The 9,710-nt window shown below is 57.0% G+C and carries 10 protein-coding genes and 1 tRNA gene; 3 read left to right on the plus strand and 8 right to left on the minus strand.

Translation table 11 applies throughout. The annotated features are described in order from the left end of the window. A partial coding sequence (gene ygfZ / locus VGP75_RS16445) for a CAF17-like 4Fe-4S cluster assembly/insertion protein YgfZ (RefSeq protein ID WP_327544695.1) occupies nt 1-441 on the plus strand: 441 nt, incomplete at its 5' end. Nucleotides 442-443: 2 nt separating this feature from the next. On the opposite strand, the gene efp is transcribed toward ygfZ, so the two are convergent. Next, nucleotides 444-1,007 carry an elongation factor P gene (efp, locus tag VGP75_RS16450; protein ID WP_076659252.1) on the minus strand — a complete coding sequence of 188 codons (564 nt, stop codon included), beginning with the start codon at nt 1,005-1,007 and terminating at the stop codon, nt 444-446. Nucleotides 1,008-1,232: 225 nt separating this feature from the next. On the opposite strand from efp, the gene VGP75_RS16455 reads away from it, so the two are divergent. Continuing rightward, nucleotides 1,233-1,556, plus strand: coding sequence for a DUF6280 family protein (locus VGP75_RS16455; protein ID WP_055294189.1), 324 nt, complete (start codon nt 1,233-1,235; stop codon nt 1,554-1,556). A gap of 268 nt (nt 1,557-1,824) precedes the next feature. After that, on the plus strand, nt 1,825-3,270 hold the full coding sequence (locus VGP75_RS16460; RefSeq protein WP_327544696.1) for a cobyric acid synthase: 1,446 nt from the start codon (nt 1,825-1,827) through the stop codon (nt 3,268-3,270). Here VGP75_RS16460 and VGP75_RS16465 read toward each other — a convergent pair. The 7 genes from VGP75_RS16465 to VGP75_RS16495 all read right to left on the minus strand — a co-directional run bounded on the left by VGP75_RS16465 (nt 3,267) and on the right by VGP75_RS16495 (nt 9,379). Beyond that, nucleotides 3,267-3,935 carry a hypothetical protein gene (locus VGP75_RS16465; RefSeq protein ID WP_327544697.1) on the minus strand — a complete coding sequence of 223 codons (669 nt, stop codon included), beginning with the start codon at nt 3,933-3,935 and terminating at the stop codon, nt 3,267-3,269. The genes VGP75_RS16460 and VGP75_RS16465 overlap by 4 nt on opposite strands. A 79-nt stretch (nt 3,936-4,014) precedes the next feature. Further along, entirely contained in the window at nt 4,015-5,379 is a 1,365-nt protein-coding gene (locus tag VGP75_RS16470; protein WP_327544698.1) for a TolC family outer membrane protein, read from the minus strand. Between the two features lie 56 nt (nt 5,380-5,435). Then, nucleotides 5,436-6,089, minus strand: a complete 654-nt coding sequence (locus tag VGP75_RS16475) for a protein-L-isoaspartate O-methyltransferase family protein (RefSeq protein ID WP_327544699.1) — start codon at nt 6,087-6,089, stop codon at nt 5,436-5,438. A gap of 169 nt (nt 6,090-6,258) precedes the next feature. Next, the gene (locus VGP75_RS16480) at nt 6,259-7,866 is read right to left on the minus strand and encodes an ArnT family glycosyltransferase (RefSeq protein ID WP_327544700.1); all 1,608 of its coding nucleotides are present in this window, start codon (nt 7,864-7,866) and stop codon (nt 6,259-6,261) included. Nucleotide 7,867: 1 nt separating this feature from the next. Continuing rightward, entirely contained in the window at nt 7,868-8,158 is a 291-nt protein-coding gene (locus tag VGP75_RS16485) for a lipid-A-disaccharide synthase N-terminal domain-containing protein (RefSeq protein ID WP_327544701.1), read from the minus strand. Then, the gene (locus tag VGP75_RS16490) at nt 8,151-8,906 is read right to left on the minus strand and encodes a glycosyltransferase family 2 protein (RefSeq protein ID WP_327544702.1); all 756 of its coding nucleotides are present in this window, start codon (nt 8,904-8,906) and stop codon (nt 8,151-8,153) included. The genes VGP75_RS16485 and VGP75_RS16490 overlap by 8 nt, the downstream gene beginning before the upstream one ends. A gap of 399 nt (nt 8,907-9,305) precedes the next feature. Further along, a tRNA-Cys gene (locus VGP75_RS16495) sits at nt 9,306-9,379 on the minus strand. Nucleotides 9,380-9,710 lie beyond the last annotated feature (331 nt).

Raw genomic sequence — 9,710 nt, forward strand, 5'->3', positions numbered from 1 at the left:
GCACCTGAGGGCGCTTATCAGGACCCACGCCATGACGCACTTGGCTGGCGCGCCTATGGCGATACAGATATCAGCGACGAAACCGATTGGGATGCGCTCCGCGTCGCAAACCTGATCCCCGAAACAGGCATCGAACTCGACGATGAGACCTATGTCCTGGAAGCTGGCTTTGAGCGTCTGCACGGCGTGGACTTCAAAAAAGGCTGTTTCGTTGGGCAGGAAATTGTTGCCCGCATGAAACACAAAACAACGCTGAAGAAGGGTTTGGCGCTTGTTTCTGTCACAGGCGCAGCAGCGCCGGGGGATCCGATCACGGCTGACGGGAAACCGGTGGGTACATTGCATACGATTGATGGGGACAAGGCGCTCGCATTTCTGCGCTTTGACCGCGCCGAAGGCCCGATGCAGGCAGGCGAGGCAACCCTCACCCGCCTGAAGTAGGTTTAGGCGCGTTCGGCGTATTCGAACGTTTCAGTGTTCACCACGATATCTTCGTCCTGTCCGACGAAAGGCGGGATCATGACGCGCACACCGTTGTCAAGAACGGCTGGCTTGAAGCTGTTGGCAGCTGTCTGCCCCTTCACGACCGGCTCGGTCTCAACAACCTTGCAGACAACTTTCTGCGGCAGGCTGACGTTCAGCGCCTCTTCGCCATAATATTCGATCTTGACCATCATACCGTCCTGCAAGAACGGGCGGCGGTCACCCAGGATATCGGAAGGCAATGCAATTTGCTCATAGGTGTCGCTGTCCATAAATGTCAGCATGTCGCCTTCTTCAAACAGGAACTGCTGGTCCTTCTGGTCCAGACGCACACGTTCGACCTTGTCGGCAGAACGGAAACGCTCGTTCAGTTTGCGTCCGTCGCGCAGGTTTTTCAATTCAACCTGTGCAAATGCGCCGCCCTTGCCGGGCTTGACGTGATCTACTTTTACAGCGCCCCAAAGACCGCCCTCGTGTTCAAGGACATTGCCGGGACGAATTTCATTACCGTTGATTTTGGGCATGGGTCTGAGGCTCTTTAGATTGTTAAGAAAGGTTGAAAGGTTTCAGTCGCAGCCTATATCCAGCTGGTGGGGAGCTGGCAAGTTCAACCAATCGGCGTCTCTAATTGCTGCACAAGCCATGCATTGAGCGCATATCTGCCATTCCAAAAGAGAACCCCCGAATCAGATCAAAACGGGCATAAGGGCCCCTACGCGGGAACTACAAGAGCAAAAAAAGGAAATATGATGAGAGATTTCGTCGACGGTACAGCCTTTAACAACGAACAAGGCAACCGTGCCCGCAAACTCTTTGCTGCCGTCGTACTGGCAGCTCTCGACGATGCTATTGCAGATGACAAGAAATACGGAAATGGTCCAGAGCAGATTGCGCGTTGGGCGCGGTCACGCGACGGACGCGAAGTATTGTCATGTGCGGGGATCGACCCGAACGAGCGGGTTGTCAGCGGTTTGATGGAATTCGTGGGTAAAGGTGTGCGGACATCCGTTGCACTTTCACGCGAAGAAAGCGAACGTCGCAATGCAGCCGAGCAAGAGGCACGTGCTGCTTAGGTTTAGACCGGCAGCTTTGCGTTAAAGACGCGGCCCACTGGGCCGCGTCTTTTGTTTTAGGACCCTGCAAACATAATGGTTCACGGGACTAAGGCGCGCATGCGCTTGTGGCCAGTCTTATCTACCCGCCCCTAACGGGCTGTAATGCAATCTCATAACGTTTCCCTGCGCTACACTATGCAGCTACCCGAAAATCCAGTGCGCCGGTGTGATCATGCTCTTTCCCCGCACCCGTTGCCCCCCTATGAAGTGACCCAAAGGAGCACCGATGACCAGAGCGATCATGATCCAGGGGGCCGGCTCGAACGTGGGCAAATCCATGCTTGTGGCGGGCATTGCGCGGGCCTGTGTCAAACGCGGCATGTCTGTCGCCCCGTTCAAACCGCAGAATATGTCCAACAACGCAGCCGTCACCGCTGATGGCGGCGAGATCGGGCGCGCGCAGGCGTTGCAGGCCTTGGCCTGCGGGCTGGAACCGATGGTCGATATGAACCCTGTGCTTTTGAAACCTGAAACCGATATCGGCGCGCAGGTGATCGTGCAAGGCAAACGCTTTGCCACGATGAAGGCGCGCGACTACGGCAAGCAGAAAGCCAAACTGCTGCCGCCTGTGCTTGAGAGTTTCCAGCGTATCGGCTTGGGCCGTGATCTGGTGATTGTCGAGGGCGCCGGCAGCCCCGCCGAAGTGAACCTGCGCGCAGGCGATATCGCCAATATGGGCTTTGCCTCGGCTGCCAATGTGCCTGTCGTGCTGGTGGGCGACATTGATCGGGGCGGCGTGATTGCACAACTCGTCGGCACCCATGCGATCCTGCCACCAGAGGACCTCGCCCTCATCAAAGGCTTTGCCATCAACAAATTCCGTGGTGATCCCACGCTCTTTGCGGCAGGTATGGACATTATCGCCGCGCGCACAGAGTGGACACCTCTCGGCATTGTGCCATGGTTTGCGGATGCGTGGAGACTGCCTGCCGAAGACGTGATGGACATCGCCAGCCGCAAGGGCGGTGCGATCAAGATCGCTGTACCACGCCTGAACCGTATCGCGAATTTCGATGACCTCGACCCGCTTACCGCGACACCTGATGTGACCGTAGAGATCATCGAGGCAGGCCGCCCCCTTCCCGGTAATGCGGATCTTGTCATCATTCCTGGGTCCAAATCCACGATTGCCGATTTGGCGCATTTCCGCGCGCAAGGATGGGACATTGACTTGCAGGCCCATGTGCGACGCGGCGGGCATGTCTTGGGCATTTGTGGCGGCTACCAGATGCTAGGCAAAGAGATTATCGACGACGACGGGATCGAAGGTGCGCCTGCGCGCGTCAAAGGACTGGGCCTTTTGGATGTCCGCACAGTCATGGCCCCGCAAAAGCGGCTGGCCCTGTCAAACGCCTCTTATATGCCCAGCGGGGACAAGGTCAGCGGCTATGAGATCCACATCGGCCAGACGGACGGTCCTGACTGCGCACGCGCATGGCTGTCGCTGGATGGGCGCGGTGAAGGGGCGGCATCCCCTGACGGGCGGGTGATGGGGTGCTATCTGCACGGGTTGTTCGCGGCTGATGCGTTCCGTGCTGCGTTTCTGGCGGATATCGGCAAACCCGTGACGCATCATGATTACGCGCAAAGCGTGACAGACACGCTTGATGCGCTTGCCGACCATCTGGAAACCCACATGGATATCGACGCGCTACTTGGCTTGGCGCATTAACCTTCGCCCATTTCACGGCTGGTCAGAACGCGGTTTATCTCGCGTCGGACCAGTTTGCGCACATTGCGGGTGATCCGTTCACCAAGCTCTCCACCCAGTTCCTCATGGACAATCTCGGCCACGAGGCGACGCAGCGCCTCTTCATCAAGACCGGACATCACAGAGGCCACCACCGCATCTTTCGTTGCTTCAACGGCGGCTTCAGAAGCCGATGCCGGCTGCAATGACTGTGGCGCGACCGCATCAGTTTTCTGCACGGCATGCACGAAAGGTGGCTCTGGTTCCGCGGCTTTTGACGAATCATTCTGGGGCTTCTGGAAGGCGCTGGCAGCCCATGCCGCCTTGGCAAAGCGCTCGCCCTCATCAGCTTCCCAGTCATCAAACTGGGCCGTCACTGCGGCCTCGAGCTCTGCAATCGTAGCTTCGAGACCAGCCTTGTCATAGGTCTTGACCGGTGGCAGCGTCTTCACCCCGACTGTCGGTGTTCCACCATTCTGGGCCGCATTTGTTGGGCTTTCCGCTGGATTACCCCCATCAACCCGCAGGTCAGGCGTCAGGATAAGACGGTCCAACAGGATCCGTGACCGCGAACGCGGCGGTTCTTTATGCGAGACGAAATCACGCACTGAGGATACGAGGTCATCAATGTCTTCATCATGCGCCATTCTTGACATCCTGCTCATCCCGAATTTGCACCCAGTTGCAGGATTTTAGCGAAGGCAGATGCCCCTAACAACTCTGTGATTATTCTTTTCCAATCGCCTGCAAAACACGGTCGAGAGCGGCACCCTGAGACGAGAGGGCCGATGGCGCATCTTTCACCAGATTGTAGTAGGCCGATGGATCATATTGCTGCACCGGCAGGTTCAAATGGTCAGCTGTCAAAAGCCCCATCGCCGACAATAGCGCATAAGAGGCAATCACTTCGTTTGACTGGGCTGCAATCCGGTTCGCCCGCGCATCAAGCAGTTCCTGTTCCGCGTTCAATACATCCAATGTGGTGCGCGATCCAAGGGTCGCTTCCTCGCGCACACCTTCAAATGCAACGCTGGCCGCGCGGATCTGCTGCTCAGACGCCTGACGTGATGCCTGCGCCACTTGCAGCGAAGCAAACGCATTCCCGACCTCTTGTTCAACAGCCATCACGCGCAGGTGCAGCCCCGAACGGGCCGCATCACGGTTGGCCTGCACTTGGCGGAACTGGCTCAGGATCTGGCCGCCGCGATAGATCGGGCCACCAATGCTCAGGCCAACCTGAGCCGAGGTGTTCGATTCGTCGTCTGTGCTCACCGACCCACTCAGGGAAACCGAAGGCCGCGTGGCGGATTCCGCCCGCCGGATGTTGATCTCTGCGGCAGCAACAGAATGCTGCGCCTCAAGTACGCTAGGATGGTTACGAACGGCAAAGGCCTTGGCATCGTCAAGCGAACGCGACACCGGCGCTGGGCTGACTGCCCGCGCGCCCGCTGGCGTGCGCCCGATTGCGGCCTGATATTCTTCGGCTGCACGCGCCAGATCGCCCTGCGCTGCCGCCAACAGGCTGCGTGCGGCGGCAAGACGCGCCTCGGCGAGTGCCACATCGGTCCGTGTCACCTCGCCTACCTCAAAGCGGTCCTGCGCTGCGCGGAGTTCCTGCGTGATCAGGCGCACGTTATTCTGGCGCAACTGGACAAATTCACCTGTACTCAGGACATTCATATAGGCCTGGACCGCGCGCAGTAGCACATCCTGTTCAACGCCGCGTAGGGACTGCCGTGTGCCAAGCACCACTTCTTTCTGGGCCTCGACCCCAAGCCGCCCAACACCGAAATCAAAAAGCGTCACATCGCCCGAAATCTGCGCGAGAACCGAGTCTGTTGTCGTGACCACAGGCACCTCAACGCGCCGTCTGTTGGCCGAGATCGACCAGCTGATCACAGGCAAGGTTGCCGCAACGGATTGGGCCACGCCTTCATCAGCAGCACGAAGCAACGCGCGGTTCTGCTCAAGCAGGCCAGAGTTATTATATGCGGCCGCCAAGGCATCAGCCAGAGTATCCGCCTTCAATGCGGGTGCACCGATGAATGTCAGCGCAATCGCGACAACGGCCAATCCCTTAGATCTCATCATGCGAAACTCCGAAGCTTTAAAGTAATTACGTAATGGCCGACGCGACCGATCACTTCCTAGAGTGCAAAGGCGCGATCTTTCTCAAAACCCTTCAGCACAGGTGCGCTGGCATTGAACGAAAAGCGCCAGTTCACGACGCCATCAATCTTATGACCAATGCGCACCACACCGAGCGTCCCTTCTGCAAAAACAGCGGCAATCCGGCCACCTTCACGCAACTGGTCCAAGAGCGCCGCAGGGACTTGCTCTGCACCACCTTGCAGGATGATCACGTCATAGGGCCCGGATTTCGCAGCACCCTCTGCCAAAGGGCCAAACATCACTGCGGCATTGTCAACGCCCTGCCCCGAGAGAAGCGACTGCGCTTCTTCCGCGCGCGCCTCGTCATCTTCAATGGCCACAACAAAATCGCACATGTGAGACAAAACGGCGGTCGAATATCCAAGGCCACAAGCAACATCGAGTATGACGTGACCCGGCTGAATATCCAGCGCATCAATCATCTTGGCCAAAGTGCGCGGCTCAAGCAGAACGCGACCACCGCCAATTTCAAGGTTTTCACCAACATAGGCGGCTTCGCGCTTGCCGTCCGGCACAAAGGCTTCGCGTGGTACCGACAGCATTGCATCAATGATTGGGAACTTCGTTACATCAGAAGGGCGCACCTGCGTATCGACCATCATTGTGCGGCGGGAGGTATAGTCAGTCACGATCTAAACTCTTTCGTTCAGTTTGTTTAATGTCTCATGCCATAGATGTCACGACACGGCAACATTGAACATCGCATAAACCAGCACAGCAAGACAAAGCCCGCCGTCTGCGCTGCATCTTTGTTATCTCTTTACGCGCCTGCGCTCGCAGATGCCTGCCTTGGCAGCATTAGTTGGATTGCCGCGCGCTACGGCTGACAACCTCGTAGCGGCCACCTGCCCCGTTGATTTCACGGCTATCGAGAAGCTCAAAACCCGTCAGATCAAGTTCGTCCAGATGGCGCTTGCGCCCTGCGATCACAATCGCACTGTCCGAAGCAATCAGCGCCACGAGTTCATTCTGGCTATCAATCTGCACGACATCGCGACCAGCGTAATACGAAAAAATACCAGGATAAGTCCGATAGGCCACAGGAGTATAGCCGTTCTCTGCAAGCCTTCCCAGATGCTCTGCTGTGATGCGGGTCGATGCGCTTTCATTCATCCCCGGCAGCAGCACAGCCGCAAGCAAGAGACTCCACCCGACCATCACAGCCGATTGCACGAGGAGGGCCGCCTGACCGGCTTTGCGCAACCAGACCAGCAGACCCGCGAGGACAACCAGAAGCCCACCACAAAGCAGCGCGCCAAGTTGATAGGCCGCCGCTTCCTCGCTGAACGAAAACGCCATCAAGGCAGCGCCGAAGATTGCCATCATTGCCGCGACACCCACCCATGCGCGCGGCACAAAGCCTGAGGCAAGGAGCGCACCAATCAGCAAGGACACCTGCACGAGGATCGGCAGCACATAGACACCGACTTTGCCGTCAAGCAGCGACAACGTCATGAAATGCGCGAAAGCGCCGATTGCAAGGATGCCGACTGCGTTCAACTGACGGCGGCTTTTCCACATCTCAGCAGGCCACTGCAAAATACGGCCCCAAGGCAGCGCCAATGCAAAGCCTGTCCAAGGCAAAAGCAAAACGGGTAGCACGATGAAGTAATAGATAAACGGTTCGCTATGGTGGAACGTATCCGTAGCCCGCGCGACAACTTGCTGGCCGATGATCTGTTCGCTGAAAAACGTCCAACCCTCGACCATGATGATACCGACGGCCCAGCTCGCCATGACCAGCACGGATAGCAACAAACCCAGAAGCGTCGTCAACCGCAGGATCGCAGCACCGCGTCCGGCCCAAACTGCGGCACCCCAGACGGCAACCAGAGGCAACAACAGACCAAGCGGGCCTTTGACCAGCACCGCAAGACCGCAGAGCACAAAGCCAAGGTACGCATGTTTCGCCGCCTCGCCGTTATAGTAGTATCGATGCAGCGCGGCCTGCCCACCCATCATCAGGGCCACGAAAAGCAAATCCATGCGCACGTAATGCAGCAAGAGCACCATGCCAAAGAGGCTGAGTTGTACCAGCATCCCGGCAGCAAACCCCGCACGGCCGATACCAACGGCATTTGCCAGCGCATGCATCGCGAAAAGCAGGAAAATCGCCGACACCGCAGAGCCAAGCCACATAAGCCCCGGCATCTCGACGCCCGGGATCAGATCCAGCGCTGCGAGAAGCAGGAAATAAACCGGCGGCTTGTCCGGGTAGGCCTCACCATTGAGGTTCAGGACAATCCAGTGACCATCACGCACAAGGTTTGAGTAAACTTCGGCATAGCGGACTTCGTCAGAAAACCACAGCCAACGTGCATCGAGCACCGGCAGCGTTTGCGCCAAGATCAACGCAATCCCGATCAACACCGGAAAGCGCACCACGAAATCCCATAATTTTGTCATTTTATCCCAAACGTTCGCGACGGATCAGCCAGAGATTGCGGGAATAAATGATCACGCCCATGGACTGCCCTAAAATAAAGACCGGATCGCCTCTGTAGATTGCGTAAGACAACAAGATCGTCCCACCAATGATCGAAAAATACCAAAAGGCGACAGGCACAGTTGACCGCCCCGCCTTTTCAGACGCGATCCATTGCACCAAAAACCGCGCAGTAAAGGCCAACTGCCCGCCAAGGCCGATCATCACCCACGTAAATTCAGCCCAGCTGTCGACATTCAGAAACTCAAACATGGGGTAAATTTCCTGTATGATGCCGCAACACTTCTGACATTCTATTGACACGCTTGCGCCGACGGATCAGCCAACTGACCCCGATCAGATCAAAAATCCCGACGAGACCGCGCTGGAAGTTATTGTACTTTGACCGGCCCGCACCACGTTCACGGTGACTGACATCGACATGTGCAATGTCCCATCCGTCACGGATAAACAAAGCGGGCAAATAGCGGTGCATGTGGTTAAAGACCGGCAACACCAAAAACGCGTCACGGCGAAACGCCTTAAGCCCGCAGCCGGTGTCGCGGGTGCCGTCCTTCAAAAGCGCCGAGCGCAGCTTGTTGGCGAATTGAGATGCAAGCCGTTTCGAAAGCGTATCGCGCCGACCAACGCGCTGGCCTGCAACCAACGCCAGATTGCCGGACGTATCGGCCAGCAAAGGCGCAACGAGCTTGGGCAGCTCGAACGGCGGGTTCTGGCCATCCCCGTCCAGCATGGCAATGATTGTCCCCGTTGCGCGCAAGACCCCGCTATGGATCGCGGCACTCTGCCCGCCCACGTGAGGATGTGTCACGATAACAATGCGCGCCTCTTCGGCTTGCAAAGCGCTCAGAACGTCTTGTGTGTGGTCCGTTGAGGCATCGTCGACAAAAATGATTTCATGCAGGGGATAGGCCGCGCCGGTTTCCAAGATCTCAGCCACCAATGTGCCAATGTTGTCAGCCTCGTTATGCACGGGGACCACGATTGAAACGTTTTGCATGTGTCTCTCGAACTCTCGTTTTGCCACTGCCAGTGTAGAATAAACCCACCTTGCAAGAGCAGACATGCTCAAAGTCGATGCGCCAGACCCAAACCCCACCGGTCACACGGGGGCCATTACACGTGCATGTCCGCTAGCGAAGGGCACAAAAGAAGTCAATCTTGATCACGGCGCAGTCGCCCGTGCTACCGGTCTGTCCGTTGCGCATATGTCGCTTTGCGGATTGAGATGTTTGTGCCCAAAGGCAAACATCCACCTAGGAACCAATGCGCCTGCGGGCGACATACAGATCGCGCGAGGCGACATCACCCCTGAAAGCGCACAAATGAAGACAAGATTTAGTATTGAAGCTAACAAACCCGCACTGAACAGCCATCAGCCAAAGTTCATAAAATCACTTGGAGGCGAGTACCGGAATCGAACCGGTCTACACGGATTTGCAATCCGCTGCATAACCTACCTGCCCACTCGCCTCGTAGACATGTCACCTAAGGATGACGCCAGATAAGGTCAAGCGCTTAGATAAACGCAGCTTACGACTTGGGCAAGAACTGAACGCGCCCACGGCCAAAGCCCGTTTCCTTTCCGACGACACCACGATAACCTTCATGGCAACAAGGATCGGGTCATCCGATAGTATATTGATTTGGAAGTCGGGATGCCGCGAAAAGTTCTTTTTGTCACCGGAACACGGGCCGATTTCGGCAAGCTTGAGCCTTTGGCGGTTGCCACGCGAGATGCGGGCTTTGATGTATCGTTCTTCACAACCGGAATGCACATGCTTGAACGCTACGGGCTGACCAA

The sequence above is a fragment of the Yoonia sp. genome (genome assembly GCF_036007805.1).
In the GTDB taxonomy this organism is placed as follows: Bacteria; Pseudomonadota; Alphaproteobacteria; order Rhodobacterales; family Rhodobacteraceae; genus Yoonia.

Excerpts from the sequence above, each read along its gene's own strand:
- efp (WP_076659252.1), bottom strand. The coding sequence starts at position 1,007 with ATGCCCAAAATCAACGGTAATGAAATTCGTCCCGGCAATGTCCTTGAA.
- VGP75_RS16455 (WP_055294189.1), top strand. The coding sequence starts at position 1,233 with ATGAGAGATTTCGTCGACGGTACAGCCTTTAACAACGAACAAGGCAAC.
- VGP75_RS16460 (WP_327544696.1), top strand. The coding sequence starts at position 1,825 with ATGACCAGAGCGATCATGATCCAGGGGGCCGGCTCGAACGTGGGCAAA.
- VGP75_RS16465 (WP_327544697.1), bottom strand. The coding sequence starts at position 3,935 with ATGGCGCATGATGAAGACATTGATGACCTCGTATCCTCAGTGCGTGAT.
- VGP75_RS16470 (WP_327544698.1), bottom strand. The coding sequence starts at position 5,379 with ATGATGAGATCTAAGGGATTGGCCGTTGTCGCGATTGCGCTGACATTC.
- VGP75_RS16480 (WP_327544700.1), bottom strand. The coding sequence starts at position 7,866 with ATGACAAAATTATGGGATTTCGTGGTGCGCTTTCCGGTGTTGATCGGG.
- VGP75_RS16485 (WP_327544701.1), bottom strand. The coding sequence starts at position 8,158 with ATGTTTGAGTTTCTGAATGTCGACAGCTGGGCTGAATTTACGTGGGTG.
- VGP75_RS16490 (WP_327544702.1), bottom strand. The coding sequence starts at position 8,906 with ATGCAAAACGTTTCAATCGTGGTCCCCGTGCATAACGAGGCTGACAAC.